The following is a 25659-nucleotide window of genomic DNA, read 5'->3' as shown; positions in this document are numbered from 1 at the left end:
CGTAGAGCACGCTCCACAGGGCGGTGAATGCCCGATCATGGAAAAACGTGAGCCTTTCAGAGCCCCAGTTCAATGAAGGAACCATCCGCCTGATGCCTGGTGACACGGTTGCCGACATTCCTTTCGGCGTCGGATTGCGCCTCTCTGAACAGGCTCTCGGGCACGATGATCTGAAAATACCGCAAGACCTCGCGGTAGTAGTCCAGGTCATGACCGAAAGGATCGGTCTCGTGCAGATTGCTGTACAGGAAGTGGTCGTCCTCGACCTGCATGGCGTCGTCGATCAACTCGACAGGCTTTTCGATGGTCAGGAAAAAATATTGCATCGGCCGGTCCCAGCCGAGCACAACGATGATGGGAAATCCCTTGTGGGATGTCTCGAAGCAGTGCCGACTCATGATGAAGCTCCTCGTTTGAAATCATCGGGAGCCCACCCATCGGGGAAGCGGCCCGATGGGTGAAAGATCAAGGCCAATCAGGCGCTGGCGAGGTGCCAGTCCTGGGACAGAGGTTCAAACCGATAGCCCATCGCATCGAGACGGTCGCGCTGCTGACGCAGGACGCGGCGGTCGACGGTTGCGTCGAGTTTCACGATTTCGCCCAACGGCCAGAGCATGCCGAACAGTGCCGCGTCGTCATCTTCAGCCGAAGCGTCGGAGGGCGATGCTGCCGCTGGTTCGCTGCCGAACGGCGTGGTATCGACCAGTGGATCGCGCGTGCTGCGGGCCTTGGTCCTGGCCGGAGGCCTGGCGGCGGCCGCTGGAGCCTGCGCTTCCTCATCAATGGGATCGATTTCCTGCGGGCTCAGCCGCTGGGCTTCGTCCTTGCTCAGGCGATCGCTGTTCGAGAGGGTCATCCCGCCCAGGTGGGCGCGGATTTCGATGACCATCCGCCCACTGGTGTTGTAGGTGGAAGGTCGGATTTCGGCGATAACGAAATCACCGTCGTATTTGCCTTCGTCGTACTGGTCCAGCTCGGCATTCTTGATGACGAACTCACCAATGCTGGTCGAAAGGCGGCCGACATTGAAGTCGCCATTCCTGCCGTGGATTGTCTTGATGGCCAACTGGCCCGGAAGGGTGATCATGGAGTGCTCCTGGTGAAGAAAGGACGACCGGGCTCCGCCGACAGCGCTGTGTCAGGGATGCTCGGCTGATGAAAAGAACAAGGCCCCTGTAAGGGGGCCTTGCGGATCAGAACGACTCGGCCAGTGCCGGTGCTTGCGCATCGGCGGCTTCGTCTGCAGGTTCGTTGACCGGCTCGGAGGTTTCCGGAACCGGCGCTTCCTGCAGCGCAGGAGCAGGCGCAGCGGATTGCTCCGCAGCATCCTGTTCGGACTCGGCCGGCTTGGGCTCGGCCTTGTACTTCAGGACGCCATCGACCTTGATCCAGCTGACGAACAGCAGGCGGGCCTTCAGGCTGACGCCCTGTTCGCCGGCGCGCTTCCCCTTGGAATAGGTGAAGGTGTCGGTCCACAGGTCGCCCAGGCGGAATCCGATCATCACTTTCTTCTCCGCCTCGACGGCATCGATGCAACGACGAATGAGGTGCTGGGCGTCGGTGCCCGAAACGCGCGTATCGAAACGCACGTACGAGACATCGTTGCTTGGACCATTGAGCGCTGCGATATCGCAGGCCAGGAACGGTTCACCTTTCTTCGGCTTCACTTCGCGGATGCGATTGAGGTAGCCGAGGCCGGTGATGTGCAAGTCAAAAAAGGACTTTTCGGTGGAAGTGGTCATGGTGATCTCCAGACTTGAGGACAAGAAAGCGGAGACACACCGACCCCATACGGGAGGTGTGTAACCCCCGCGTGGGTTGATGGATCGTAAGATCCGGCAACAACTAGGTTGGCATCACCGCCGATTGCTCGACGGTCGTTCGCGCTGGGATGCCGAGTGCGAACTGGTGTGATCACGCGGACGGAACCGCGCCGTAGCCTTGAAGATCGTGGCTACCTGGGCATGTTGCTGACCGTGGTCAGCGCAACATGGCTGTAGCGTGGCATCTGCTTCTCTGGACGACCATCCGGAATGGGTACTGGCCTGTCGCCTTATTGTTCGGCCGCTGAACGTGAGTCGTGCGCGCATGCCGATTGCCGCGTAGAGCGCACGGCGTAACCCGGTTGTATGCTGGTTCTCAACAGCGGCGGAGCCTGGTGTGCGGTGTCGGGGTGCTGAAAAAAGAAGCCCCCGAGGCGGGGGCTTTCTGGGTGATAAGCGATGGAGCAAGTGCCAATCCCTATGAACCGCAACCGGCCGGGCAGCAACCCAGCTCGATTCCGTGTGTGCAGTAGCCATTCTGTGCGTTCCAGTTCCGGGTTTCCCGCCTTTCGACAGGTGTTGCGTAGTCCCATTCCTGTGCTATCTGCAGAGCCTGCGCGCGCTGGCATTCAGGCAGGAGATCAATGTGTTTTTCGATCTGTGAACTGAAGCGTTCGACGTAGTAGTCATGAGACAGTCCGCAGCCGTTGTTGGCTTGCACGGCGAACTTCTCGCAGACAGCCCGCCACGCGGTTTCATCGAACGCGGGATGGGTCTCCCCGATGGGCTGTGAGGATGTGCTGCAAGTAATTTCTGACATGACGGATACCTCAAAGTTGAAGAAAAAAGGCCCTCCATCCGAGCGGATGGAAGGCTTGTAGGGGGCAAGTCGTCGCCAGGCTGCGGCGTCAGCCGTAATACCGCTGGGCTTCCTGCCATGGAACGAAGCGCGCATCACGGCCAGTCGAGAGCGGAAGCGGTAAGCTCCCGGCCTCTTCCTTCGAGAAGCGTGTCGCCTGGTCGAGCAAGACCCAACCGAACTCGTTGGACCAGAAGCCAGCACTGTCGCTGACGGCCGACTCGTTGGGTGAATAAACCACCCAGGAGTCGCTTGCCTTGGACGTCACGCCGACACCGCCTGGCGTCGCCGTGAAGCCTTGGCGTCGATCACGCTCACGTCGATCAGGCGCCAGCGCCCGTCATCGATCAGATGCTCCAGCACTTCGCCGAGCATGTCGAAATACACCTCGTCGTGCCGATCGACCAGTTCGCCATCGCGATGCAGCTCCACCACGTAGGTGTCGCCCGCGCGGTCATAGAGGATCGTCACCCGGCCCTCGAACTTCCCGGTCGAAACCGCGAAGCTGATCGCCGGAGGCGTCTCGATGATCCGGGACGGCTTTGGATCGACCCAGGTGAAGTCACGGGCGCCCGCATCGACCAGCATGTGGGTGATCCGCCGGAAGCCATCGGGCGCCAGCATTTCCTCCAACTGCTGGATGAGCTGGCCCAGTTCCAGGCACTGTGGCGCGGGGATGGGCAGCTTGGCCGGTGCGGAACCAAGGACATGCGTTTTGACGGTGTAGGGGATGCCGTCAGACGTCATCTCCGTACGCTCTTCCGGGGTATCCGCACGCAGACCGTCGAACCGGCGCCGCGCGTAGGGTTGAACATGCACCTTGGCACCTTCGTCGGGGACGGAAGTCACCAGGCTGGGATCAAGCACCGCGAACTCGGTAGGTTTGACCTTGACGATGATGGCATCGCCGGTGGTCGCGACCACTTTGCCGTCGAAGGCATCGGGGTCGATAGAGAAGCCGAATGCCGACACTTGCGGCTGATCGTCGAATACGCGGTACTTGAAACCTCGCGCATTACGCGGCACGTGAGCTGCGACAAGCGAGGGCATCAGGGACTTGATGAGGGAACGATCCATGGGGAACTCCTTGAGAAAAGGCAAGGGATTCCCGCCACAAGGGAGGGCGTCCCTTGTGGGTTGAGTGATTGGCGCGGAATGCGCCGGTAGAGCAGACCAACCAGTGCAACGAGGCACCGCAGTCTTGAAGGTCTCGACTGCCTGGGCATGCAGCCGGCAACGCCAGCAAACATGTCGTCAGGTTGATCTATGGACGTGCGAATTGTTAGCGCCTATCGGAGCTGCCTCTTCACCGTATTACGTCATGGCGGGATCACGGATCGTCGCGTCGCAGGTGCTTGCGACGAATCTGCATCCAGGGGAACATCAAGCTCGCGACAAACCCGCCAATGACGCCGGTCGTCAGAAATCGGATCTCGCTATCCCAGGGCTGTGGCAACGCCATGCTCAACACCAGGCAGCCGAGAGAAATCGCGCTGAATGATGCGATCCACCGCCACCGGGTTCTGAGCAGGCCACCTGCCAGGGCGTCCAGCAGGCTGAGCTCGGCGAACGTTTCTCCGGAGGCTATTTCCGTAATGCGCCCGCGGAGCACGTCCAGGTCGATATCCGGGCTGTTCCCTGAATGGCGCTCCTGCTGCTGAAGTGCGTCGGTAATCATGTGAGGCGACGGCAGGTTGTCTGGCCAGGTGCTCGCGGGGGTGACGCCATAGGCTGTCAAAAGTGTGTGGGTCAGTTTCGGCAGCGTTAGACGCTTTGCCAGGCGGCCGTCCAACACACACCACATCTCCTCCCTTCCAGCGACGGCCAGGCGGTAGAGCGCCAGCCGGCCGGCGGCAGGGTAATCTACAGTGGTCACCATCGCAGGCATCTCGACTGCACCGCTGGAGCGCAGGAAGTGGACGCGGTTCTTGCCTTCGTGGGCGAACCACAATCCCAGCGGAGCAATCTCAAACACGATGGCCTGGTCGCGGTCTCCTGGTGCTGAGCGTTCATCTCGCGCCAAATAATCGGCAAGTTCGGTGGCGGAGAGTTTTGAGGAATATGCCTGTCGCCACCGCCAGGATTCGCCCAGCAACCTATCGAGCGGAACGCGAGCGCGCTGGCTGCGGACCGATTGCTGTAAATCCAGAAAAGGCACTATGGCTCTGGTAAAGGCGGAAACGCCGATAGCGGAGCCGGCTGCATTTGCCAGTTCAGGCGGAACAAGAACAGTCGCGGCAGGCGTTCTGAGCGATTCGTCTAATATGTCCTTTGCAGCCACGATGTTTCTGACGGCTTGCATCAGATTCACCTCGGCAGAAGCGGCATGAGGCCTCTGTGCAGGGGTAATTTCTGTATTCGATGGCATCGTCGCTGGGTTTCCGTAAGATACAAAATCTATCGAAACGGAACTATAAGAAAAAAGAGCCTCGCGAGGAGGCTCAAATTTCAATCTACAGTTATTCTTCATATTGTGGCAGTCCATCCAGGATCGGAGCATCGGCATCGAAGATCACGATGCGGATGTCGGCCAATGCCGCTAGATGGAGAGTATCGGCCAGGGACTCCGGCATACCCTTGTCCAGGTGTTGCTGTCGCAGTTGTGCAGCGGTTATGCCCTCAACGTGCAACAAGTTCTCATCTGTCCATGGCGTGGCGATAAGTTTTACGCCGATTGCCGGGCTGTAAGGAATGCGGAACGCGATGAACTGGAAGGCTGTCGGGGTGGCGATATCTGCCAACTCGGCCAGATAATGGGAAGCCTCTTCGGTAATGTGCGCCGTACTGATTTCCCAGCACCGGCTGTAAAAGCCGGTCTCGAAGCTCAGTCGGTGGATCACTTCCTTCGCAGCTTCTGCGGAGTAGGTGTCTCCGATATGAACGACCTGACCGAAGTCATCGCCGGTAACAGCGTAGGCTACGATACGCACAATTCCATCGGTCTGGCATTGGCTTTCCAGTTCCTCCGGAATTTCTTGGCCCTCGGTGATCAGTGCAAAGTCGCTGCACAGAAGGCAGGGAAACTGCGCGATCTGTTCGTCAGGCAGATGCTCCTGGCTGGGATGCAGTGGCCGCCAGACTGGCGGGCTGTCGTCTGCATGCGTGATGCAGAGGGTACGGACGAAATGCAGGCCCTGATAGCCGCGGATGAAGGGATTGAGTGTCTGGGACATGAGATTTCTCCAGCGAGTTAGGCGGAGCGCCCCCTCCGGGGATAACGCCCCGGTGGGTGGATAAAATGCGCAGCCTTGGTCGAAAGCTCAGTCCTGATTTTGGAGCAGACCCTCGGCTATGCTTTGCCGCAGTTTTTGGCGGCTATTCTGATCTTGAACCCCGGCAAGCAGTCTTGCCGTTTCAAGAGTTATACGGGCGGCTGCTACAGTCAGATCGCCCTCCCGCAGCGCCCTATGCAGATCAGTTGCGAGATCCAACGCCTGAGCGGAGTTCCCGAAAAGCCTGATCTCCCGACTGATGAAGCAAGCGTGGCCACCGAACTCAAACAGCCGCGGTTTGCTGCAGTACCAGCAACCCTCGAACTGAATAGCGACAAGGTTATGGCCATCGTTGAAGCAAGAGGCGATCAGGAACAAGGCTTCAAGGTCTGCGTCACCTTCAAACGGATGATGTTCGATAAGGTTTTCGAGATCTTCGTCCTGATCGGCATGGAAATGCCTTGCGAGTGCTTCAAGAACCACATCGATTGTCGTCTCGGGTTCCTCGCCTGGTGAAATGTTGAACTGAGTGGACAGAACGATCAGGCCCTCCAGAACATCATTCCATTGCGGATCGTTGGTTTCGGCGATCCTGGCGATGAATGCCCGTCCATTCCCTGGATAGCTGGCGTCGAGATTGAAGGCGCCGAACAGTGCAGAGATGACAGGCGTAACGCATTCCAACATCAGCACGCCGGTAGCTTCGTAATAATTATTCGCCATGATGATGGCTCCTCTCAATGAATGAGCGGAGCCACGTCCCTGCGGACATGAGCATCCGCATGGGGAGTAGAAAGGATACGCCCAGGATAGAGACGAGGCGTCCCTTCCGGGGTTGGTCGGAGAACGATAGAGCCGATTCACCAGCCGCTGTAGTTGAGCACCAGTTGCGCGATCACTTTCCTGCGTTCCAGATCCAGCCCGCCAAGATCGGCGAGCCCTTCGAAGCCGATACGCTTGAGCACCGCAGCGCCCTCGCGGGTGTTGTAGAAGCTGACCATTGCAGAAAGAAAGAGCCGCTGTCCGCCGCTCAGGACGCCAAGGGCATCGTTGAGCAGCAGCAAGTTGGGCCTTAAATCCCATTTGCTTGCAGCACTCAGAAATCCCTCGCGAGTGCCGTTGCCAAACCACTCGACACCGGCGATTTCCACGCCACGTTTCCAGGCGCGGAAGAACGCGGACGGTGCCAGTGCGAAATGTGCTTCTTCAAGCGCGATCTGATCGATCACCTCTTGGGGGAGAGAAACTTTCAGGTTCATCGCTATGACTCCTGTAGATGTACGATCAGGGATGCGAACGCTGTTGCCACTCTCCGTTTTCGAGAGCGGTGGCGGCAGCTTCGCTACTGGGGAAATATTCGATGGACTCGCGCGAGACCGGACCTTCTTCATCGGTCGTGCCGATGTAGTGGCCTGCTGCGCTTCTCAGCACTCGCAGGGGCAAGCGCTTGCCGACCCAGAACAAGGCCAGATGACCGATCCGGGGTTCGGGATGTAAAGCAATGGACATGGTGTTTTCCTGACAATGGCGGGTGGCACCACATCCCGACGGAAGTGGAAGCGTCCCGTGGGTGGATGGAAATGCATCGACGCCGCGATGGCGTGCGTCCGCGAAGGTGATGCGTGGCGGACTGGTGGGTCGGCGCGGAGAACTCCGCGGCACAGCCGGAACGACCCTGGCTGCTGGCATGGCGCTGACAACATCAGCAACACATGTGGCCAAGCATCAAGCAGGCGTCGTCGATCGTCATGCCGAAATGAGATACCGGCCACCCCCCGATTGAGAGACGTGAGCGAAAAAAAGCCTCGCAAAAACTGCGAGGCTTCTTGATGGCGTCTCGCCAGCGGGCGATCAGGATGCGTCGTCGTTGCCGGTGTGCTGTTTCCAGAGGGCGAAGGCCTCATCCGGTGCGAGCTCGGCGAGGATGACGATTGGCTGCTTTTGCGCGGCACGCAGCCTGGCGAAGTAGGCGGGCCTGTCGGTGATGGTCTTGAGCTTGACGCCCTTGAGGAACAGCAGTTTGCCGTCCTTGACGAACAGCACCTTGTTGCCGATGTCACGATTGAAGGCGGCACGGATTTTCTTGTCCGCGTGCATCGTGTTGGCGAGATGGTCGACCAGGTAGTCCAGCGTGATCTCGATGGTCAATTTGCGCGAACGATCCTGGGGATCGTCGTACTCTGTGACATCCGGTGGCAGGCTTGCCGCGAACTCCTCCGCTTCAGTGAGCTTCGACCGTTTGCCGTCGCGTGCGCGGACGAAGGTCATGCCACCGTGGCCGTCATTATTGGCGTCGGCGATGGGGTCGCCGTCGAACAAAACGGTGGCGGTGAAGCAAAGCGTTTCCTCGCTGGCGAAATCGGCAACCTTGAGGTTTTTCAGGCTGACGCGCTGTTGATGAATGCTCATGGGAACTCCTGTGAAATGAGGCGGGAACGGCCTCATCCCGACAGGACGTGGCGAGTGTCCCGCAGGGGTTAGGGAAGAAATTGCATCAACGCCGGCTATGGCGTGCATCCGCGGAATCGATGCGAAGCGGACTGGTTCGGTCGGCGCGTGGGAACCGCGGCGCAGCCTGGAAGACCGTAGCTGCTGGCATGGTGCTGACTCATCAGCAACGCATGGGAATGAGCATGGCGATCCAGTGCGGCTTCGTCCTGCGTCAATCGGAATGCAGACCTGGCCCTATTGCCAAGAAAAACGCTCCCGAAGGAGCGTTTGTGAGGTGGATCAATTGGTGATCGTATGTAGCTTGCCTTCATCATCGAAGACCAGCCGCACCGTCGCGCCTGCCAGTTTGGGCTGAGGCGTATAGCGCAGCATGTCCGGCAGCAGGGCGCTGATGACGCGAACCGGGTTCTGCGAGGAGCCTATGGCGATGAAGGTGTCGATGGTCCGCTCGTCCTCGGCCTCGCTGGCTTCGTCGTAACGGTCATCGAACATGTAGTCCGAAATCAGCCGGGTGACGGAGCCCACGTCTACGGTGAGGTAAAGGGTGTCGGCCCTGCGCACGGCTTGTACCGGATACTCGCCGGGTTCGCCTACCAGGCTGACGCGCAGGCCTTCGACCAGAACCAGCGAGAGTGCGCCGTCCGCCAGGCTGGGGTGATTGTCTTCATACAGCCTGGTGGCATGCTGGACGACAACCTGCTCGGGCCTGATCGTTCGGACCATGGACATCAGCCAATGCTCAGAATCCAGCCGTGTTTCCTCCAGCAGAAACCCTTTGCGAGCGCTAAGGTAGACCTCGGCGGTCGACTGATCATCGTCCTCGCTGTCGATGCACCAGACGCCGACCTCCTTCAGAGCCTCACTGGCAGATATGCCGATGCGGTGATAGCGTTCCCAGAAGCGGCAATGTCCTGGAGGAGTGTCGTGCCAGTCACGGAACCATGCCAGCGGAACAAAGGGGATATCGTTGAGCAGGTCTGCATTGGATGAGGTAAGGCACCTTTCGGCGTAGTGCTCCGCGAACTCGCTGCCCGGCAACTGCTGCCTGGATTCGATCAAGGCCTGACGGTAGGCTTGATTGATCGCAGCCTGGATACGGACGTATTCGTCAGCCTCATTGAGCAGATGCTGCCGATCGGGAAGCCGGGCGATCATGTCGTCACGCAGCACGACCACGTGATAATTCGATGCTCTGGGCGGAAGACCGATGGGAAGCCCCTGCAGGAAGCACTGCCACTGGACGCATGAAGCCTCCAGGTTGAGCAGAATCCGGCCGACAGGCGTTTCGCGCCATTGCAAGGCAGGATTGGCCAACGGTCGAACCAGTTCCGTGCCATTGAGGAAGACAGGCACCGGAAAGGCCTCGCATAGCCTCTTGAGTTGCTGTGCCACCCAGGTCGGCAGATTGACGGCGGCGGTTGGAGATTGCACGCCATCAAGACGAATCTCCGTGCCGATACGTGCTTCTTCAGCATGGACCTCAATGCCATCGCCGCGGATGATGGTCGCGGTGCTGGCACTGAACGCCTGCGCACCCGAATGCACCGACAGGTGCGTGGAAAAATACAAGGTCGAAAGCACGCCCATGCCGAAGGCGTTCTCGCGCGCCTGCAGTTCCGGGTCCCAGCCGGATTCGGCGATATGAATCAGGGATTGCATGTCGGCGATGCCGGCGCCGTCGTCGCTGACGGTGATCGAGGCGTCGTCCACAGTGATGTGGATCTGGTTTGCACCGGCTCGCCGTGCATTCTGCAGCAGTTCGCCGAGCATGGACTGCGGATTGAAGGCATGTCGCAGGTTGGAAATCAGACGGTGCTGATTGGTCTTGAGACGGATAGTGCCCATGGGGGCCTCCTGAAAGTCGTGCGCCGCAGTGGACGCGAAGGAAGAAAGCGCGAGCGAAGACGCGCCGCGGCTGGCCGCCTGGCGCCGGGCGTGAACTGGAAGAGCGGTGATCGCGCGGGGACGAAGTGCATCGACGCCGGCTGTGGCGTGCGTCCGCGAAAACGATGCGAGGCGGACTGGATCGGTCTACGTGGTCGTTCCACGGCGCAGCCTGAAGACCTGGCTGCTGGCATGGCGCTGATCGGGATCAGCAACACATGCCGCAAGACTGGCAGCGGAAGATGCATCCGTCCCGCGCCAATCCGCGTGCAGGGTCAACCTTGTTGTCCTGCGCGGCGGGGCTGGCTTTTGTACGCCTGTTGTGCTAACGTGTCGTACAAAATGCAACTTTCGGAGATGCTCCTATGGGTACTTCAGCAACGAAAACCGCGCGCTTCGGGCTGCGCGCAACGCAGCAGCAGGAAGCCGTGTTGCGACGGGCGGCCGACGTCGCTCACAAGTCGATGACGGACTTCATCCTTGACAGCGCCTATCAGGCGGCTGAACAGACATTGCTTGACCAGCGCCTGTTCGTGGTCTCGGGCAGCCAGTCGCACGCGCTTCTGGATCTGCTGGATCGACCGGCGCAGGACAATGCCGGGCTGAAGGATCTGTTCTCGCGTCCCACACCGTGGAGTAGCTGATGGCATTGACGGAGCCGTCAGCGCTCGCCGCAGGTCATGCGCTCGACGAATTCGATTGCGGCAAAGCCAGTTTGAACGACTGGCTGGTGCGGCATGCCCGGCAGTCACAGTCCAGCGGCTCAGCCAAAACCTATGTCGTGGCCGACGAACAGCGGGTCGTTGGGTATTTCAGCCTGACAGTGGGCCAGATCGATACCCTCGAAGCGCCTGATCGTGTGCGAAAGGGAATGGGTGGATATCCCGTCCCCGTTGTCATCCTGGCGCGGTTGGCTGTCGACCAGCGTATGCACGGGCGTGGTATTGGCGTGGGGCTGCTGCAGGAAGCAATCCGGCGCACGGTCATCATCTCCGAGCAAGCTGGCGTGCGGGCCATGCTGACGCATCCGATCGATGATGAGGCCGCACGCTTCTACCAGCGCTTCGGTTTCGAGGCATCACCCGTACGGGAGCAGCAGCTACTGCTGTTGTTGAAGGATGCACGCAAGCTCCTGTTACCCCAGAGCGCGCAAACCCGATCGATTTCATAGTGTCGGCGTCGACCCTGCCGCCTGCCGTGCGACACCACTGAATGCCCTGGAAGCGCATCTGTCGCGATCAATCAGAGCAATTTCTTGCTGCCCGGATCAGCAATTTTGTACAAAAAAAGGAGCGCCCGGATGGCAGAAAAAAAACGTCCCAAGGAACAAGCCCGATATCGTTACCTTAGCGAGCTGGGTGGGCTGGAGATGCTTCAGGCCCGTTACGTTCGCCAGCGCTTTCCGCGGCACGTTCATGAGACCTATTGCATCGGTGTGATCGAGGAAGGAGCCCAGCGGTTCTATCGCTCCGGAGGGGAACATGTGGCCCCCAGAGGGGACATCATTCTTGTCAATGCCGATGACGTGCATACCGGTTGCTCCGAGCTGGAAAACGGCTGGGCTTACAGGGCCATTTATCCTCATCCCGATTTGTTCAAGTCCATTTCCAGGGACATCCGCCAATCGGAGGGAAGTGTGCCGTGGTTTCCCGACGCGGTGCTGCACGACCCGGGACTGGCGCAGCAGCTAATGATGACCTTCACGTTGCTTGCGCAGCCGGGAAATACGCTATTCAAGGAAACGTTGTTGATGTCGTCACTGACCTGGCTGATGATGCGCCACGGCAAGACGCGGCTATCCCCGCGCGAGCTGCCGTCCGCAGAGCAGCGTGTCATGATGATCAAGGAAATCATCGACAGTTGCCCTGAAAGGGATTTGTCCCTGCTGGAGCTTGCTGAAATCGCCGGGCTGAGCCCCTGGCATTTCCTGCGGCAGTTCAAATCGGCGGTCGGTATACCGCCTCACGCGTACCTTGTTCAGGCCCGAGTCCGGAAGGCAAAAGAGTTGCTGCTAAAAGGGCACCCCATAGCCACCGTGTCCACGCTATGCGGCTTTACGGATCAGAGCCATCTCAGCCGTCACTTCAAGGGATCGGTAGGCATCACGCCGGGCGAGTTTGTCCGAAGCGTCTCGTAAGTTTCCGGCCGGGCGCGATCATCCCGGCCCGAAAATCAGATTCCCGAAGAACCGCCCGGTAGCTTCGGAACTCACCACCGCCTCGGTGTGTGGCAGCAAGCCTCCTGCCCATCATCGCGCCGGGAACATCCGGCCGCGTGTCTGCTTGCGCTGAAATCTGTGGCCATGTAGCCCGCCACCACTCTCGCCAGAAGTCCAGTCGTTACCGCCGATGTGATGAGCAAATTCATCCAATACACCGGCATTCCACGTTGTTAGCCTCAGTCAACTTCTAACTTTCAGACTGACAAGCCAACAATGGAAAAAACAATACCTGATGAACATTCATCAAGGCATCAGCATACATGGCGACGGGAGTTCTTTAGCGGTGTCATAGAGATGCTGCCGCTTTGTGTGTCCGTGATTCCATGGGGAATACTCGCGGGTTCGATGGCGGTTCAATCCGGTCTCGATTTTTGGCAGAGCGTCGGTATGTCCGCGATCTTCTTTGCGGGCGCCGCTCAGCTGGTCACCCTGGGACTGCTGATGTCGGGAGCAAATGCCCTCACGATCATCATTTCGGTGTTCTTCATCACCTCGCAGCACCTCATTTACGGATTGAACCTTCGGAAATTCGTTTCAACGCTACATCTTCGATTCCGGGTGCCGATCGGCTTTCTGCTGACCGACGAACTGTTCGCGTTGAGCAGCAAGGAGGATCGGAAGCGCGATCTGTCGTTCAGTTATTTGCTGGGCGCAGGGATTACGTTCTATATCGGATGGGTTGCGTTCAGCCTGATGGGTATCGCGATGGCGACGTCCATCCCGAACCTCGATCAATACCACCTGGATTTCTCGATCATCGCGACCTTCATCACGATTGTCGTGCCAATGATCAAGAACATCAGCACGCTCGTCGGCGTCATCTCCTCGCTCCTGCTTTCCATGCTGCTCACGTATCTGGACGTGGAAGGCGCGATTGTGATCGCGGGCTGCGCGAGCATGATGATTTCAGTCTTTGTATCCCGTATCGCGAAGGAGCGGCAATGACCTGGGCTCTCTTGTTGACGTTGGCCGCGGTTGTCTTTGTCAATCGCTACGTTTTTCTCGACCCGAACACGCCGGTGAAGATGCCGCAGGTATTCCACGATGCATTGCGGTATTCCGCGCCATGTCTGCTTACCGCCATTTGCGGCCCGATCATTCTTATGGAGAACGGCATCGTAAGGGCGTTCCCGGGGAACCCATATTTTCTGGGCGCTATCTGCGCCGTGGTGATCGCCATATTCGTCCGGCAGATGGTGGTCTCGGTACTCGCGAGCCTGTTGGTGTTCTACATGCTCGTTTATGTGTTGTAGCTGAAGGAATACAAGGGAGGCGCCATGGAGACATTAACAAAGGGATACGATGAATCTACGGAAATAAGAGAATCATACGAAATACTTCCCCTTCAAGGGGTGTGGACATGGTTGACGGGAAAGGAAATTCTTAATCGGGACCAGCTCTGGCGGTCCAGTTCGGCGGAAATGGTTGCGTGGTCGCTGGTTTGGGTGGCCGTAGGTGTCCTGCTGACCGTGTTGGCGGTTTACTATAGTGAAAACATTGTCGTCTCCGTCACGGCGTACGTAATCGGGGTGATATTTTCTGCATCAGGCGCGCGGTATGTGGTCGCGACGATCATTCACCACGGGGTTCACGGGCATCTGTTCAGAAACAAGCTTGTAAACAAGGCTCTGTGTGAAATCCTGTCGACGGTGTTCATCGTGCAGCCGTATGAGCCATATCGCAGATTTCATGTCTACGAGCACCACGGTAAGGATTTCTCTACATTCCAGGACAAGGACCTGGCCGCCATCTACAAGCTCGGCTTCACTCCGGGGAAAAGCAAGAAGGCGCTATACAGAAATCTCCTTCTCACGCTGATAAATCCATCCTTCCATCTGTCATATCTGTGGGGACGGCTTCGGTCCAACTACGCGGGCGTGGCTCTTTATCGGCGCATCATGTCGTTGGTCTGGATGGGATTCCTGGTCGGTGTCGGGGTGAAATATGGAGCGCTGTTCTTCAGTCTCATCATCGCCGTTCCTTTTGTCATCGTGTACCAGATGGCGTCATTGCTGCACCTTCTTACCGAGCATGTATGGCTGCTGCGTCGTTCGGACGAGACTGTTCGCGATAGCCATGTGAAGAATTGTCTGGCACGTTTTTGCGGTTCCCGATGCCCGGCGGATTTTTCTCTGCGCAATAGCGGTCGCTGGCTGAAATGGGGCGTCGCGCACCTGTTCTTCCATTTGCCCTGCAGAATGCTGGTCGTCCAAGGATCGCTGGTCTGTCATGACTGGCATCACCGCTTCGGGAGTGCTCGTGAGTGGTATGCATACGCGCAGTTGAGGGAGAAGGATGCCCGGAAAATGGCGCTCCGTGGCACCTATGACTATGTGGATATCTGGGGGCTGCATAACTGTCTAGATTATGTATTTACGATGATCAGCAATGCAGACCCGGTAGATATCCATAATCTGGAATACCGTCTCAACTAATGTCGACGTCCGATGGAACCCTGAGTGCCACGATCCTTGTGGCATGGGGCTATGCGTTCATGAAGATGGAAAGCCGTTGGCCAAGCCAGGCCACGCAGGGGACGGCCATCGAATTACCGATCGCCTTGTAGCGCGGCGCGTCGGCGGCAGGCTTGCCGCGATACGGCACCAGGGTGTAGTTGTCGGGCATTCCCTGAAGACGCTCGCACTCGACAGGCATCAACCGCCTGACGCGCCAGCAAGCCCATTGCGACCAGCCGCTTTCATCCGGCGGGAGCAATTCGCCACGGAAATATGCCTCGAATGAGGGCAGCAGGACATGGGCCTTGTCGCTGCCGCCCCCGCTTGCGCGCAGAGCGTCAGCGACCGCACCGCCCAGCTCGGCCGTTGCGCCGCCCTCCCGCCCACGCACCGCGACGGAGCGTGCGATCAGATCCGGCCCGAGGATCGTGTCCGCATTCTCCTGCCTCTTGCTGTAGTGACTGATCAGCGTTCCGGAGATGTCGTAGTTGAAGGTGGCCCGAAGCGTCTTGAAGGCGATCGCCGGCACGACGCCGGCATTGGCATGGCTGTCGGCGTGCCCGCCAGCGCGAAGGGTTGGAGCAAGGTTTTCGAGAACATCCGCGCCGCTGCCCTGGGCGGTGAATCCCAGCATCGGCGTCTTCTCATCGCCCTGGTCAACCGATGCGGCGTTCCGGGCAGGAACATAGGCGATGGCAGGCAGTCCCTGGCCCGGCTTGCCGCCGCCAACCGACAGCGCACCAACGATCTGTCCGTCACCGGCTTCAAGGCGAACCTCGTTGCGGCTGTTCTGGGCGAAGGCCACGGGCATTGCGGACCAGGGCGTGAGCTGGGTGACGATGGGTACACCGCGGCCGGTTCCGTCCTCACTACTGCCTTTGCCGCCGTTGGCAGTGTTCAGGGCATGGGTTTGCTGTCCCGTGACCGACTGAGCCGCAAAGGTTTCGACCTCGAAATCGCATTTGTGCCCGCGTGCGGTCAGGCAGGCCGCTTTGTCGATCGGCCCTTGCCGGTTTCCGCCGCCGAAGCAGACGGTGACGGATACCCGTTGGTAGGCTCCGGCCAGAGATCCGGGAAAGCTGCCTGCGCCATCAGGGCTGCCTGCAAAAGGTCCGGCGGCGATTTGCCACGTTTGCTCGCCCGGCGAAGAATCCCCGTGCAGGCAATCGGGCTCAAAAAGTACCGCTGCGGGATCGAATCCGTCACGACTACTTGCCACAAGAAACACGCGCTTGCGGCGTTGGGCGACACCGAAATGTTGGGCTTATGGATAGCGCAGCGTTATGAAAAGTCGGCGCAACGCAACCAAGGATCGCAGGCACTTGCGCCGAAATTACTTCACATAATTAACCTGCTGGCCGGTGATCCTTTCCCAAGGATTGAAGCCAACTGAGCAGTTCGCCGTCCTGGCTCCACGCCGGATATGGGGTCCTCGACTTACTTGGATAGGCCATTTCCAACGCAGCTTTCTTGCTGTCCAGATCCGCCCGCGCATAGATCTCTGTCGTCTTAATATCGGAGTGGCCAAGCAGGTCGCGGATGTAGATCAGATTCACGCCAGCCTGCAGCAGGTGCATGGCTTTGCTGTGTCTCAATGTATGCGGGCTGATTTTTGACCCCAGTAAGCCCGGATTTTTCTGCGCGGCCTCCTGGGCATACTTCTGCAGAATGTAGGAGATGCCTGCCCTTGTTAGCCGCTTCCTGACGTTGTTGCAGAACAAGGGCTTATCTTTCTGCTCCGGGTACTGCCCGTGATGCTCCTGCAGATATGAAACTAAAAGAGCCGTCGTCGGCGCCAGCAGAGGGACCAAACGGACTTTGGCTCCCTTGCCCAACAGCCGTGCTGTTGCCGGTGCTGTCAGCTTCAAGTCGCTCACGTTCATGTTCGCAAGCTCCTGAACTCTGGCCCCCGTGTCATACAGTACGCTGAGCAGAACCAGATCTCTTCGTCCCATAGGTTTCCGTGCATTGGGCTGCTGGAGCAGCACTTCCACAGCCTCAATGGACAGGTAGTCCACCGTTGAAGACTGCCGCTTCTTGAATTGGATATTGAGGATTTGTTGGCATAGGAGGATATGCTCTGGATAGATCGACATCACGAAGCGAAAGAAGCTCGTTATCGCGCTGAGCCGTTGATTCCTGGTATTGACGGAATTGCCCCTGTCCTGCTCAAGCCATCGGAGAAACGCTTGTATTTGCTTCTGATGCAGATCCGCAATGCAAATCCGCTCGATCTTCACGCCGGTTTGGTGCTCCATGAATTGCAAGAGGATGGAGAACGTATCGCGGTAGGACGCTACGGTGTTCGTGCTCATCCCACGCTGCCCGACCAGGTACTCTCCCAGGAATTTTGACAATGCGTATGCGAAGTCAGTTGGTTGGCGATGCTTAGTCATCTAATGCCTCCGCAGTCAAGTAATTGATCTGGGGGAAGATGTGTCCAAGTCTCTCCTCAAGCGTCGCGGTTATGTCTGGATATACCTCGGCTGTCAGCCTCAAATAGTAGTAAGTCGAAGTGAGGTTGGCGTGTCCCAGGTAGGCAGAGAGCACGGGCAACAGGGCATTCATATCCGCGTTTTCTTTAGCCCATTTGTTAAGCCGATGGCAAACGAACGTGTGCCGCAAGTCGTGAAGCCGCGGGCCACGGTCTTTGCCGTAATAAGGTATCCCCACCTCCCATAGTATTTGTCGAAAGCGTCTTCCAAAGTCTCCTGAGCTGCACGGCTCGCGCTTTCGATTGAAGAAGAATGGGGCGAAGCCATCTGCATCTATCAGCGCTTGTACTGCATATGCTCGACATGTTTCGGTCAGCGTGGCCGACATGGGAACAAGCCGCTCATGGTCGTTCTTCCCATGCCTGACATGCAGAACGCCGTGATCCAAATCGACATCACGAACTTGTAGCGCAAAGACCTCCGAAATCCTCAATCCACATCCATACAGGATCTTGATGACCGTGGGGATAGAGCGATGCATCAGTCGTGACGCAGGACTTGGCTTCAAGGCGCTCGTATAGTCGAATATTCGACCGATCTCTTCGCCAGTGAAGATGTACGGGACGTGCGAACTCCGTCGAGGAATACTGGCTGGAAGGAGGAAGGACGAATGCCCTCGCCGTTCAAGAAACCTGGCGAAACGATGCATCTCACCCACACGAGAATGCCGCGTGGATTCGGCTTCGTTCGGACGTTTCTTGCTCCAGGCCGAAGCAAGTTCTTCAGTGATGGTGAAACCCTGAATGCTGTAGCCCTTGCTGAAGTTATCAAACATCCGCAGGAGCATCGCCTGCTGCTTATACGCCCGCCCCAGAGAGCGCATCTGTGTCACGAATGCATCGCACATCGGGGCGAAAGGGCCGGTAAAGTAAGTGTTCGATATAGACATCACGCTACCTCCAGCGCGCATAGGCGCAGTTGCGGAAGGTTGACCTGAACGTACCCATTGGTACTGCCGATATCGAGATGACCCAGGGTGTGAGAGATGGTCTGAATTGGAACCTGCTTCTGCAGCAACGTCGTAGCCAGGCTATGTCGTAGTGAATGAACTCCCCGGGGCTTGTTCGCCGGGACATGGATACCCGCCCTGCGAAGGTACTGAATCATTGGCCGATGGAATGCAGAGGTCAGACCATCGAACGGGGCGATATGTTTTATGAATATCTGTTGGCAATCCGAATGCGGCCGACCATTCCGCAGGTAGTCAATGATTGCCCACCCAACTTCATCCATGATCGGAAGGTCGAGTGGCCTTTTTGTCTTTTGCTGAATGATCGAGATGACATTCCTTGACCAGTCGAACTGATGGAACATCAGTGCTCGAACGTCACTGATCCGCAGACCCATTCTTGCCAGTAGAAGGAAGATCGCGTAATTCCGCTTGCCCAGAGCATTGCTCCTGTCAATCGCAGACAGGATCTTCTCCGTCTCACTGGCGACGAACACTGTTGGCAGTCGCTGGCGCTTCTGGCGCCGAACCGTGGGTATCGCCTTGTCGAAGCTGTCTACATGGAATCCTTTGGAGAGGGCGTACTGAAAGAGCTGCCTCAAAATCCGCAGCGTCGACCCAACGGTACTCGATGAGAATCCGGCCAAAGATTCAATGTACGAATTGATGTGTTGAATCCGAATGAATCGAAAGTCTTCTACACCGCGATGGATCAGGAAATGCTCAAGCCGAAACAGCCGACTTCGCCATGTGCGAACTGAACCAGGGGCAACACCTTGGTCGGACAGGTGCTGCAGGAAGCCTTCGAATACATGACGAAAGGACTTCGTGAAACCCTTCAACGTGGCGTGTGATTGCTTGAAAACTGTCCCATACCGTTGGAAGTCGCTGAGAAGATGGATTGCCCGATGGATGTTGTGGGAAGCATCGGGATCATCAAGGCGGTATCCATAGTGGCTCTGGATGAACTCGCACGCCATTTCCATCGAGAACGCACCGGAAGCGTTCTCGTTGGCATAGGGAATCAGATTTCTCCAGATCGAATTAAGGCGGGTGATAGTGGCGCCGCTGTAGCCCATCGCCTCCAGCTTTCCAGTCAGGTCTTCTACCAACTGAGCGGCGCCCTGTACGACGTTTCCGTTCTTCATGCTTATATCTCCGATTTGCGTGACGACATGCCACGAAAACCATCATCGGAGATTATGTTGAGCAATAGCTCGGGAAGTGTCTGAGTTATGGGGCCTGAGTGCAGTTTCTGCGCATAACGCAGTGCAATCCATAAGCGCAATTATGTGAAGCTTCACATAATTGAGCGTCGAGTACCCGCCACGCGATGCTGCGGCGGGGTCCAGACACACAACCCGCGTTCGTCCATTTGGCCCCTGCTGGTTGCAGTTCGCGGCTTTCGCCGGCCAGTGCTCCCAGAAGGCATCCAAAAGGTAACCATCCGGGCTAGGCCGCAGACCTTATGAATTCGGCTCATCAGCGATGATGCGTTCGATCTTTTCTGGATCACATTGCTCGTCGATAAGGAACTGCCGAACACCTCCGTCCCATGTGCGGACATCCGCGAGGAACTCCTGCAAGCTTTCGATTCCGCGGTCTGTTAAGGTCATGATGCCCTCTTCGCTGCCGTCGTGGGCATAAATGATCTCGCCGTAGTCGATGTTGTCCGAGTCGCCGGCGATCTTCCGGATGAGTTCGATGTTCTCGCCGATCAGTTTGGCGACGTAATCGATCGTGTAGACATGGGTCGGGCGCGCCATCAGGCAGCCACCTGCCGGGTGTGGCCGTTGGCGGGCCAGTTCCATGGCAATAGTTCGGGCAGCCGTGACACGGGAAGGTTGGGCATGCGGGCGAGCACGTCGGCCAGCCAGGCCTGCGGATCGATATCGTTCATCTTAGCCGTGACGATCAGGGAATACATGAAGGCAGCACGCTCGCCGCCGCGCTGGGAGCCAGCGAATAGCCATGCCTTTCTTCCCAGAGCGATTCCGCGCAGAGCGCGCTCTGCCGCATTGTTCGACATGCAGAGCCTGCCATCGTCGAGGAACCGGGTGAAGGCTTCCCAGCGCCCGTCCTTGTCGAACATGTAGTTGATCGCCTTGGCGACGGGATTGTGCTTCGACATCTGGGAACGCTGGGTCATGAGCCAGTCGTGCAGGTCCTCGACAAGCGGACGAGTATGCTGTTGTCGGGCAGCTAATCGTTCCTCTGCGGACGTCCCGTTTATGCCCCGCTCGATGTCGAAGAGCGTATCGATGCGGGCTACAGCCTCGAGGGCGACCGGCGATATCTCGTGGGCAGGTTTGCCCTTGCGCACGTTACCGGCGATATCGGCCAGTTCGAAGAACTTGCGCCGCGCATGGCTCCAGCAGAGCGCGCTCTTGACCGGCTCGGGGCGGCGATCCGCTCGGTAGAGATCGTTGTAGCCGCCATAGGCATCCGCCTGCAGTATGCCGTGCCATCCGGCAAGATGCATGTTGGGATGGGTCTTCTCCCTATCCGCAGAGAAGTAGAAGAGTGCCGCAGGAGGCGCGCCGCCCGCGAAGGGACGATCATCGCGAACGTAGGTCCATAACCTTGCCTGCTTCGTTGCTCCCCTGGCCAGCAGCGGCACGGTGGTGTCGTCGCCATGAAGCCGACCGGCGGCCAGGACATGGGCGCGGATCAGATCATGAATCGGCTGCAGCGCCGTTGCACAGGCTCCAACCTGGTCGGCCAGCGTAGAGAGGCTGAGATCGACGCCCTCCCTGGCGTAGCGCTCGGCTTGGCGGTTCAATGGCTGGTGCTGGCCGAACTTCTCGAACAGGATCGTCGCCAGCAGGTTCGGTCCCGCCCATCCGCGTGGTGTCGCATGGAAAGGTGCCGGTGACTGGCTGATCTTCTCGCAGTCCCGGCAGGTGAACTTCTCGCGCACCGTCTGGATTACCTTCCACTGGCGCGGAATGATCTCCAACGTCTCGGTAATGTCCTCGCCCATCTTAATGATCCGGGCTGAGCCACAGCAGTTGCAGGTCGAAGGAGCTTCAATGATCAGCCGTTCGCGCGGCAGGTGCTCGGGAAACGGCTTGCGGACTGGGCGGCGGCGTTCAAAGGCTGGAACTTGCACAACCTCCGCCGCCACGCGTTCCGCGGCGATCTCGTCCTCGGTGGCGTCGGTCTCAAGTTCTTCGAGCTGCAATTCCATCTGGTCGATCAGCCGGGCTCGCCGTTCCGAGCTCTGGCCATATTGCTCACGGCGCAACTTGGCGATCTCAAGCTTGAGGTGCCGGATCACCGCCTCCGACGTCGTCACGACGGCTCGCACCTGTGCGAGATCAGCCTCGGCAGAAGCGGCACGCGCTTCGGATTCCGCGAGTGCGGCCCGCAGTCTGGCTATCTCCGAAGCAGCATCATCCATGGCAAAAAGCTACCATGCAACGTGCTGAAAGACCAACAAAAACAGAGAAGTGAAGACAATCAACCAGCCTTCGAAGGCCGCTGTGTCCAGCGTGGATTGCGCCAGTCGATTCCTTCCAGGAGATAGCCAAGTTGCGCTGCCGACACTGGCACGGAGGAGCCACTCTGGCTGACGGGCCAGATAAACTTTCCAGCCTCCAGCCGCTTCAGGTAAAGCGACATGCCGACGCCGTCATGCCAAAGGACTTTGATTAAGTCACCCTTGCGACCGCGGAAGCAGAAGACCTCGCCCCCATGAGGGTCGCGGCCAAGGCCTTCTTGCACCTTCAACGACAGGGTGTTCATGCCGCAGCGCATGTCCGTCACGCCGCCCGCAATCCACACCTTCACTCCGGGCGGAAAGGCGATCATGACGCGTCCAGAACCGGCAACAGCCGAGCAAGGATAGTTGGATCAAGCGAGGCCGGGATCGTCAGCCGTCGACCGTTCGGTAGGCCGATCTCGATCGTCCTGTCGTCTTCAGGCCGCGGCGGTGAGGCCATCTCGAAAGATGCCGACGGCGGCGAAATCGAAAGCGGTATGAAACCCGTTGTAGCGGAAACGTTCAGAAGCCCGCTTCGGTATTCCCGACGCCAACGGGTCAACAACGACCGCGACAATCCATAACGCCGCGCCGTCATCGAGCCCTGCCGAAAGCCTCGCAGGCTCTCCTCAACGATCCGGACCTTCTCTTCATCCGACCAATCTCGTCGGCGACCAAAATGGTCGGCCGGTAAGACCTCAATGGGGGAAATGACTGTAGCGCATGACATAAGGCATGGACTTAAAGCCAATCAGCAAATCACAACAGACGGCCTTCGGCGGAGGGGTACTCCAAAAGCATTGGATTTGTCGGAGAGGACGCCGGGGACGTTTTCCCAGACGATGACCGAGGGCTGTTGATGCTGTTGCTGGCGGGTTTGGTCGATGGCATTTGCAAGCTCCGTGTATTTGAGGGTCAGGGCGCCACGCGGGTCGGACAGGCCGCCGCGCGCGCCGGCCACGCTGAACGCCTGGCAAGGCGTGCCTCCGACCAGAATGTCGGGCGCAGGCGCGGTGCCGGCGAGGATCTGATCGGCAATCCCCGTCATGTCGCCGAGGTTGGGGACATCGGGGTAATGGTGGGCGAGTACGGCATTCGGAAACGGATCGATTTCCGAAAACCAGGCCGGATGCCAGCCGAGCGGTTTCCAGGCCAGGCTGACGGCCTCGATGCCGCTGCAGACGCTGCCGTATTGAAGGTTGGGATGGTTCATGTCGCATCTCCTGTTCTGGTTGGGGCGAAATGGCCCGTGGCCGCGCGACCGATGGGTCGGCGGTGGTGCAAAGCGAGGAAGGAGAGGAACAGGGCGCTGGAGGCTGATGCCTCCAGCGACAGACAAGGAAACCACCTGTGGGCTGTCGCAGAGACCTGGCCGTCGTCATGAGCCTGTCGCTGTGTCAGCGGTCGCACCCGACCCGTTTCGTGGCTGGGGTCGGCATCGTTCGGCGCACATCCGCGCACAAAAGGAACCCGTTGTTTCACCGGCGGGCACCGGAATCGAACACCGTCGTCCCCGAAGGGTCTCCTGGCGCCTCGCATGCAAGGCGCCAGGAGACCCTTCGGATCGGACGCAGAAATCGCTGATCAACAGGCTGCGTTTACGCAACCGGGCAGGAAAACACCTTCATCCCTCCCGGCGACACGAACCGCTGGAGGGGAACATGCCTTTGCAGAAGGCGGAGACATGCTCGGGATACCCCGCCGTTGGCGGGGCAATGCCTGACAACCGCTGGAAATCGCGGTATGGGCAGGACGTGTCTGACGTCAGGAAGTCTTGCGGGGCGCACGCCGCTTGCGGGCGGCCGGATGCTTGCCACCGGACGATTCGATCGCCACGGTGCCCTTGCAGTCTGGGTAACGGCTACACGACCAGAAGACGCCGGTCTTGCCGGTGCGCTGCCGGGTCGCGGCGCCGCACACAGGACAGGCCGGCCCCTCGGGAACCTTGATGGACAAGCTGGTACTTCCGTATTGCCGGACCAACTGCGTGATCCAGATGGATTGCTTTTCGATGAACGTGTCCAGCGTCAGCTGACCAGCTTCAATCATGTCCAGGGCCTGTTCCCAGACGGCGGTCGTACCCGGATCGGCAATGGCGGACGGCACAGCGTCAATGAGCGTGAATGCGGCATCCGAAGCGCGAATGGAACGGCCTTTCTTGACCAGATAGCTCCGGCCGAGCAGGCCGTTGATGATGCTGGCGCGCGTGGCTTCGGTGCCGATGCCCGTCGTCTCCTTGAGTTTCTGCTTCAACCGCGGGTCGGTCACCAGTTTGGCGACGCCTTTCATGGCCTTGATCAATTCGCCCTGGGTATAGGGCTTGGGCGGCATCGTTTTCAGTGCCTTCAACTCGACCTGATCGACACCGCAGCGGGTGCCGTTGCTCAGAGGCGGCAGGATCTGGCTCCGCTGAGCGGGTTCGTCGTCCTTGCCGTCTTGTGTCTCCGGTTCGCTGTTGATCAGCGCGAGCCGCCAGCCCGGAACGATCACCTGTTTGCCGTTCGCCTGCAGCGATTGGCCGCTCGCCGACAATCGCGCGACCGTCCGGTCGAACTCGTGGTGGGGCATGAACTGCGCAATGAAGTGCGCACGGATCAGTCCATACACCGCCCGTTCCTTCTCCGACATGGCCGAAAGATTGCTGGGTTCCAGCGTCGGGATGATGCCGTGGTGCGCCGTTACTTTCGCATCGTTCCAGGCGCGTGAACGCTGATTTCGGTCGAGCCGGTCGATCAACGGGCGCAGGCTGGGATCGGTGGCAACAATGGCGTCGAGCACGGCCGGCACTTCGGCAAACATGCTTTCCGGCAGATAGCCGGAGTCGCTGCGCGGATAGGTCGTCGCCTTGTGCGTTTCGTACAAGGCTTGGGCAATGTCCAGCGTTTCCTGGACGTCGAGGCCGAACTGCCTGGAGCACGTTTCCTGCAGCGTGCCGAGATCGAACGGCAGTGGCGGGGCTTCGCGCACGCGCTCGGTTTCCACCGATTGCACCAGCGCCTCGCGGCCATCGCGTATCTGATCTGCCGCATGCAATGCCACGGATTGTTGCAGGCATCTTCCAGCCTCATCGCTGGCACCTTCGGGCGGCACCCAGCTGGCGGAGAATGATTGGCCCGAATGGGACAGCCGCACTTCGACAGCCCAGAACGGCACGGAAACAAAACGCGCAATTTCGCGATCGCGGTCAACGACCAGCTTCAGCGTCGGGGTCTGCACACGGCCGACCGACAGCACGCCCTGATAGCCGGCCTGCCGGCCGAGCACGGTGAACAGACGGCTGAGGTTCATGCCGATCAGCCAGTCCGCACGTGAACGGGCGAGCGCCGAGTAGTACATCGGCAATGTCTCGCTCGACGGCTTCAGGGCATCCAGCGCCTTACGGATCGATGCATCGTTGAGCGCCGACAACCAGAGACGCTGAATGGAGCCACGGTAGCCGCACAGGTCGATGATCTCGCGGGCGATCATCTCGCCCTCACGGTCCGCGTCGGTGGCAATCACCAGTTCGGTGGCTTGTCCGATCAGCTGTTTGACCGCTTTGAATTGCGTGGCGGTCGAGGATTTGACCTCGTTGCGCCAGCGCTCTGGAAGAATCGGAAGCTGTTCGATGGACCAGCGCTTGTACTGCTCGCCGTAAGCTTCCGGTGGCGCCGCTTCGACCAGATGGCCGATGCACCAGGTCACGACGATACCGGGTCCGTTGTAGCAGCCGTTACCTCGCTGCCTGGCGCTCAGCACTCGGGCGATGTCCTTACCTTGCGAAGGCTTCTCGCACAGATACAGTCGCATGCGGCCTCCCCGGAAATGGCATGGTGATCGTCGAATGAGCACCAGAATGCCGGGGAGATCAGCGGCAGGCAGCAAACAAGGGGGACTACATGCTGA

The 25659-nt window shown here is 58.9% G+C and carries 26 protein-coding genes and 2 pseudogenes; 6 read left to right on the top strand and 22 right to left on the bottom strand.

All coding sequences use genetic code 11. The annotated features are described in order from the left end of the window. Nucleotides 1-56: 56 nt before the first annotated feature. The 12 genes from ACWKWX_RS06980 to ACWKWX_RS06925 all read right to left on the bottom strand — a co-directional run bounded on the left by ACWKWX_RS06980 (nt 57) and on the right by ACWKWX_RS06925 (nt 10130). Nucleotides 57-398: a hypothetical protein gene (locus ACWKWX_RS06980; RefSeq protein ID WP_483827313.1), complete on the bottom strand. Its 342-nt coding sequence runs from the start codon at nt 396-398 to the stop codon at nt 57-59. A 77-nt stretch (nt 399-475) separates the two neighbouring features. Then, nucleotides 476-1087, bottom strand: a complete 612-nt coding sequence (locus ACWKWX_RS06975) for a DUF3275 family protein (protein ID WP_483827312.1) — start codon at nt 1085-1087, stop codon at nt 476-478. A 106-nt stretch (nt 1088-1193) separates the two neighbouring features. Next, on the bottom strand, nt 1194-1742 hold the full coding sequence (locus ACWKWX_RS06970) for an STY4534 family ICE replication protein (protein WP_483827311.1): 549 nt from the start codon (nt 1740-1742) through the stop codon (nt 1194-1196). Nucleotides 1743-2241: 499 nt separating this feature from the next. Beyond that, the gene (locus ACWKWX_RS06965) at nt 2242-2583 is read right to left on the bottom strand and encodes a hypothetical protein (RefSeq protein ID WP_483827310.1); all 342 of its coding nucleotides are present in this window, start codon (nt 2581-2583) and stop codon (nt 2242-2244) included. 303 nt (nt 2584-2886) lie between these two features. After that, nucleotides 2887-3699 (bottom strand): GTPase, encoded by an 813-nt coding sequence (locus ACWKWX_RS06960; RefSeq protein WP_483827309.1) that lies wholly within the window; start codon nt 3697-3699, stop codon nt 2887-2889. Between the two features lie 253 nt (nt 3700-3952). After that, nucleotides 3953-5092, bottom strand: a complete 1140-nt coding sequence (locus tag ACWKWX_RS06955; RefSeq protein ID WP_483827308.1) for a hypothetical protein — start codon at nt 5090-5092, stop codon at nt 3953-3955. After that, nucleotides 5082-5795: a DUF5983 family protein gene (locus tag ACWKWX_RS06950; RefSeq protein WP_483827307.1), complete on the bottom strand. Its 714-nt coding sequence runs from the start codon at nt 5793-5795 to the stop codon at nt 5082-5084. Before ACWKWX_RS06950 ends, ACWKWX_RS06955 begins: the two co-directional genes overlap by 11 nt. Before the next feature lie 87 nt (nt 5796-5882). After that, nucleotides 5883-6557, bottom strand: a complete 675-nt coding sequence (locus tag ACWKWX_RS06945) for a hypothetical protein (protein WP_483827306.1) — start codon at nt 6555-6557, stop codon at nt 5883-5885. A gap of 137 nt (nt 6558-6694) precedes the next feature. After that, nucleotides 6695-7087 (bottom strand): hypothetical protein, encoded by a 393-nt coding sequence (locus ACWKWX_RS06940; RefSeq protein WP_483827433.1) that lies wholly within the window; start codon nt 7085-7087, stop codon nt 6695-6697. A gap of 31 nt (nt 7088-7118) precedes the next feature. Then, nucleotides 7119-7343 (bottom strand): hypothetical protein, encoded by a 225-nt coding sequence (locus ACWKWX_RS06935; RefSeq protein WP_483827305.1) that lies wholly within the window; start codon nt 7341-7343, stop codon nt 7119-7121. Between the two features lie 342 nt (nt 7344-7685). After that, nucleotides 7686-8243: a hypothetical protein gene (locus ACWKWX_RS06930; protein ID WP_483827304.1), complete on the bottom strand. Its 558-nt coding sequence runs from the start codon at nt 8241-8243 to the stop codon at nt 7686-7688. 321 nt (nt 8244-8564) lie between these two features. Beyond that, nucleotides 8565-10130, bottom strand: coding sequence for an ATP-binding protein (locus ACWKWX_RS06925; protein ID WP_483827303.1), 1566 nt, complete (start codon nt 10128-10130; stop codon nt 8565-8567). A 404-nt stretch (nt 10131-10534) separates the two neighbouring features. Here ACWKWX_RS06925 and ACWKWX_RS06920 point away from each other — a divergent pair, with 404 nt between their 5' ends. The 6 genes from ACWKWX_RS06920 (at nt 10535) to ACWKWX_RS06895 (ending at nt 14825) form a co-directional block, all read left to right on the top strand. Then, nucleotides 10535-10813, top strand: coding sequence for a type II toxin-antitoxin system TacA family antitoxin (locus ACWKWX_RS06920; RefSeq protein ID WP_200560351.1), 279 nt, complete (start codon nt 10535-10537; stop codon nt 10811-10813). Then, nucleotides 10813-11340: a GNAT family N-acetyltransferase gene (locus ACWKWX_RS06915; RefSeq protein ID WP_200560352.1), complete on the top strand. Its 528-nt coding sequence runs from the start codon at nt 10813-10815 to the stop codon at nt 11338-11340. The genes ACWKWX_RS06920 and ACWKWX_RS06915 overlap by 1 nt, the downstream gene beginning before the upstream one ends. 129 nt (nt 11341-11469) lie before the next feature. After that, nucleotides 11470-12306, top strand: coding sequence for an AraC family transcriptional regulator (locus ACWKWX_RS06910; protein ID WP_195314585.1), 837 nt, complete (start codon nt 11470-11472; stop codon nt 12304-12306). Between the two features lie 378 nt (nt 12307-12684). Next, nucleotides 12685-13335, top strand: coding sequence for an AzlC family ABC transporter permease (locus tag ACWKWX_RS06905; RefSeq protein ID WP_234471841.1), 651 nt, complete (start codon nt 12685-12687; stop codon nt 13333-13335). Continuing rightward, nucleotides 13332-13643, top strand: coding sequence for an AzlD domain-containing protein (locus tag ACWKWX_RS06900; protein WP_195314583.1), 312 nt, complete (start codon nt 13332-13334; stop codon nt 13641-13643). Before ACWKWX_RS06905 ends, ACWKWX_RS06900 begins: the two co-directional genes overlap by 4 nt. A gap of 24 nt (nt 13644-13667) precedes the next feature. Next, on the top strand, nt 13668-14825 hold the full coding sequence (locus ACWKWX_RS06895) for a hypothetical protein (protein WP_229044368.1): 1158 nt from the start codon (nt 13668-13670) through the stop codon (nt 14823-14825). Between the two features lie 49 nt (nt 14826-14874). Here ACWKWX_RS06895 and ACWKWX_RS06890 read toward each other — a convergent pair. The 10 genes and pseudogenes from ACWKWX_RS06890 to ACWKWX_RS06845 form a co-directional block, all read right to left on the bottom strand. Next, nucleotides 14875-15246 (bottom strand): annotated as a pseudogene (locus ACWKWX_RS06890) (DNA cytosine methyltransferase); the annotation flags it as partial. Nucleotides 15247-16192: 946 nt separating this feature from the next. Beyond that, the gene (locus ACWKWX_RS06885) at nt 16193-17242 is read right to left on the bottom strand and encodes a tyrosine-type recombinase/integrase (protein WP_483827302.1); all 1050 of its coding nucleotides are present in this window, start codon (nt 17240-17242) and stop codon (nt 16193-16195) included. Continuing rightward, on the bottom strand, nt 17235-18230 hold the full coding sequence (locus ACWKWX_RS06880) for a tyrosine-type recombinase/integrase (RefSeq protein ID WP_483827301.1): 996 nt from the start codon (nt 18228-18230) through the stop codon (nt 17235-17237). Before ACWKWX_RS06880 ends, ACWKWX_RS06885 begins: the two co-directional genes overlap by 8 nt. Beyond that, complete coding sequence (locus ACWKWX_RS06875; protein ID WP_483827300.1) at nt 18230-19438, bottom strand: site-specific integrase; 1209 nt, start codon at nt 19436-19438, stop codon at nt 18230-18232. Before ACWKWX_RS06875 ends, ACWKWX_RS06880 begins: the two co-directional genes overlap by 1 nt. A gap of 318 nt (nt 19439-19756) precedes the next feature. Then, nucleotides 19757-20056 (bottom strand): hypothetical protein, encoded by a 300-nt coding sequence (locus ACWKWX_RS06870; protein ID WP_483827299.1) that lies wholly within the window; start codon nt 20054-20056, stop codon nt 19757-19759. After that, the gene (gene tnpC, locus ACWKWX_RS06865) at nt 20056-21693 is read right to left on the bottom strand and encodes an IS66 family transposase (RefSeq protein ID WP_483827298.1); all 1638 of its coding nucleotides are present in this window, start codon (nt 21691-21693) and stop codon (nt 20056-20058) included. The genes ACWKWX_RS06870 and tnpC overlap by 1 nt, the downstream gene beginning before the upstream one ends. A 59-nt stretch (nt 21694-21752) precedes the next feature. Beyond that, a complete protein-coding gene (gene tnpB / locus ACWKWX_RS06860; protein ID WP_483827297.1) occupies nt 21753-22103 on the bottom strand; it encodes an IS66 family insertion sequence element accessory protein TnpB in 351 nt (116 codons plus the stop codon). After that, the gene (gene tnpA, locus ACWKWX_RS06855; protein WP_112822697.1) at nt 22100-22504 is read right to left on the bottom strand and encodes an IS66-like element accessory protein TnpA; all 405 of its coding nucleotides are present in this window, start codon (nt 22502-22504) and stop codon (nt 22100-22102) included. The genes tnpB and tnpA overlap by 4 nt, the downstream gene beginning before the upstream one ends. Nucleotides 22505-22564: 60 nt before the next feature. Beyond that, a pseudogene (locus ACWKWX_RS06850) lies at nt 22565-22987 on the bottom strand (DNA cytosine methyltransferase); the annotation flags it as partial. Between the two features lie 551 nt (nt 22988-23538). Beyond that, entirely contained in the window at nt 23539-25563 is a 2025-nt protein-coding gene (locus ACWKWX_RS06845; protein WP_483827296.1) for a DNA topoisomerase III, read from the bottom strand. Nucleotides 25564-25659 lie beyond the last annotated feature (96 nt).

Source organism: Pseudomonas imperatae (assembly GCF_057128625.1).
This window is presented reverse-complemented; position numbering and strand designations above follow the sequence as displayed.

What these genes read in the sequence shown, in the direction of transcription:
- ACWKWX_RS06980 (WP_483827313.1), bottom strand. Translation starts at nt 398, where the DNA reads ATGAGTCGGCACTGCTTCGAGACATCCCACAAGGGATTTCCCATCATC.
- ACWKWX_RS06975 (WP_483827312.1), bottom strand. Translation starts at nt 1,087, where the DNA reads ATGATCACCCTTCCGGGCCAGTTGGCCATCAAGACAATCCACGGCAGG.
- ACWKWX_RS06970 (WP_483827311.1), bottom strand. Translation starts at nt 1,742, where the DNA reads ATGACCACTTCCACCGAAAAGTCCTTTTTTGACTTGCACATCACCGGC.
- ACWKWX_RS06965 (WP_483827310.1), bottom strand. Translation starts at nt 2,583, where the DNA reads ATGTCAGAAATTACTTGCAGCACATCCTCACAGCCCATCGGGGAGACC.
- ACWKWX_RS06960 (WP_483827309.1), bottom strand. Translation starts at nt 3,699, where the DNA reads ATGGATCGTTCCCTCATCAAGTCCCTGATGCCCTCGCTTGTCGCAGCT.
- ACWKWX_RS06955 (WP_483827308.1), bottom strand. Translation starts at nt 5,092, where the DNA reads ATGAAGAATAACTGTAGATTGAAATTTGAGCCTCCTCGCGAGGCTCTT.
- ACWKWX_RS06950 (WP_483827307.1), bottom strand. Translation starts at nt 5,795, where the DNA reads ATGTCCCAGACACTCAATCCCTTCATCCGCGGCTATCAGGGCCTGCAT.
- ACWKWX_RS06945 (WP_483827306.1), bottom strand. Translation starts at nt 6,557, where the DNA reads ATGGCGAATAATTATTACGAAGCTACCGGCGTGCTGATGTTGGAATGC.
- ACWKWX_RS06935 (WP_483827305.1), bottom strand. Translation starts at nt 7,343, where the DNA reads ATGTCCATTGCTTTACATCCCGAACCCCGGATCGGTCATCTGGCCTTG.
- ACWKWX_RS06930 (WP_483827304.1), bottom strand. Translation starts at nt 8,243, where the DNA reads ATGAGCATTCATCAACAGCGCGTCAGCCTGAAAAACCTCAAGGTTGCC.
- ACWKWX_RS06925 (WP_483827303.1), bottom strand. Translation starts at nt 10,130, where the DNA reads ATGGGCACTATCCGTCTCAAGACCAATCAGCACCGTCTGATTTCCAAC.
- ACWKWX_RS06920 (WP_200560351.1), top strand. Translation starts at nt 10,535, where the DNA reads ATGGGTACTTCAGCAACGAAAACCGCGCGCTTCGGGCTGCGCGCAACG.
- ACWKWX_RS06915 (WP_200560352.1), top strand. Translation starts at nt 10,813, where the DNA reads ATGGCATTGACGGAGCCGTCAGCGCTCGCCGCAGGTCATGCGCTCGAC.
- ACWKWX_RS06910 (WP_195314585.1), top strand. Translation starts at nt 11,470, where the DNA reads ATGGCAGAAAAAAAACGTCCCAAGGAACAAGCCCGATATCGTTACCTT.
- ACWKWX_RS06905 (WP_234471841.1), top strand. Translation starts at nt 12,685, where the DNA reads ATGCTGCCGCTTTGTGTGTCCGTGATTCCATGGGGAATACTCGCGGGT.
- ACWKWX_RS06900 (WP_195314583.1), top strand. Translation starts at nt 13,332, where the DNA reads ATGACCTGGGCTCTCTTGTTGACGTTGGCCGCGGTTGTCTTTGTCAAT.
- ACWKWX_RS06895 (WP_229044368.1), top strand. Translation starts at nt 13,668, where the DNA reads ATGGAGACATTAACAAAGGGATACGATGAATCTACGGAAATAAGAGAA.
- ACWKWX_RS06885 (WP_483827302.1), bottom strand. Translation starts at nt 17,242, where the DNA reads ATGACTAAGCATCGCCAACCAACTGACTTCGCATACGCATTGTCAAAA.
- ACWKWX_RS06880 (WP_483827301.1), bottom strand. Translation starts at nt 18,230, where the DNA reads ATGTCTATATCGAACACTTACTTTACCGGCCCTTTCGCCCCGATGTGC.
- ACWKWX_RS06875 (WP_483827300.1), bottom strand. Translation starts at nt 19,438, where the DNA reads ATGAAGAACGGAAACGTCGTACAGGGCGCCGCTCAGTTGGTAGAAGAC.
- ACWKWX_RS06870 (WP_483827299.1), bottom strand. Translation starts at nt 20,056, where the DNA reads ATGGCGCGCCCGACCCATGTCTACACGATCGATTACGTCGCCAAACTG.
- tnpC (WP_483827298.1), bottom strand. Translation starts at nt 21,693, where the DNA reads ATGGATGATGCTGCTTCGGAGATAGCCAGACTGCGGGCCGCACTCGCG.
- tnpB (WP_483827297.1), bottom strand. Translation starts at nt 22,103, where the DNA reads ATGATCGCCTTTCCGCCCGGAGTGAAGGTGTGGATTGCGGGCGGCGTG.
- tnpA (WP_112822697.1), bottom strand. Translation starts at nt 22,504, where the DNA reads ATGTCATGCGCTACAGTCATTTCCCCCATTGAGGTCTTACCGGCCGAC.
- ACWKWX_RS06845 (WP_483827296.1), bottom strand. Translation starts at nt 25,563, where the DNA reads ATGCGACTGTATCTGTGCGAGAAGCCTTCGCAAGGTAAGGACATCGCC.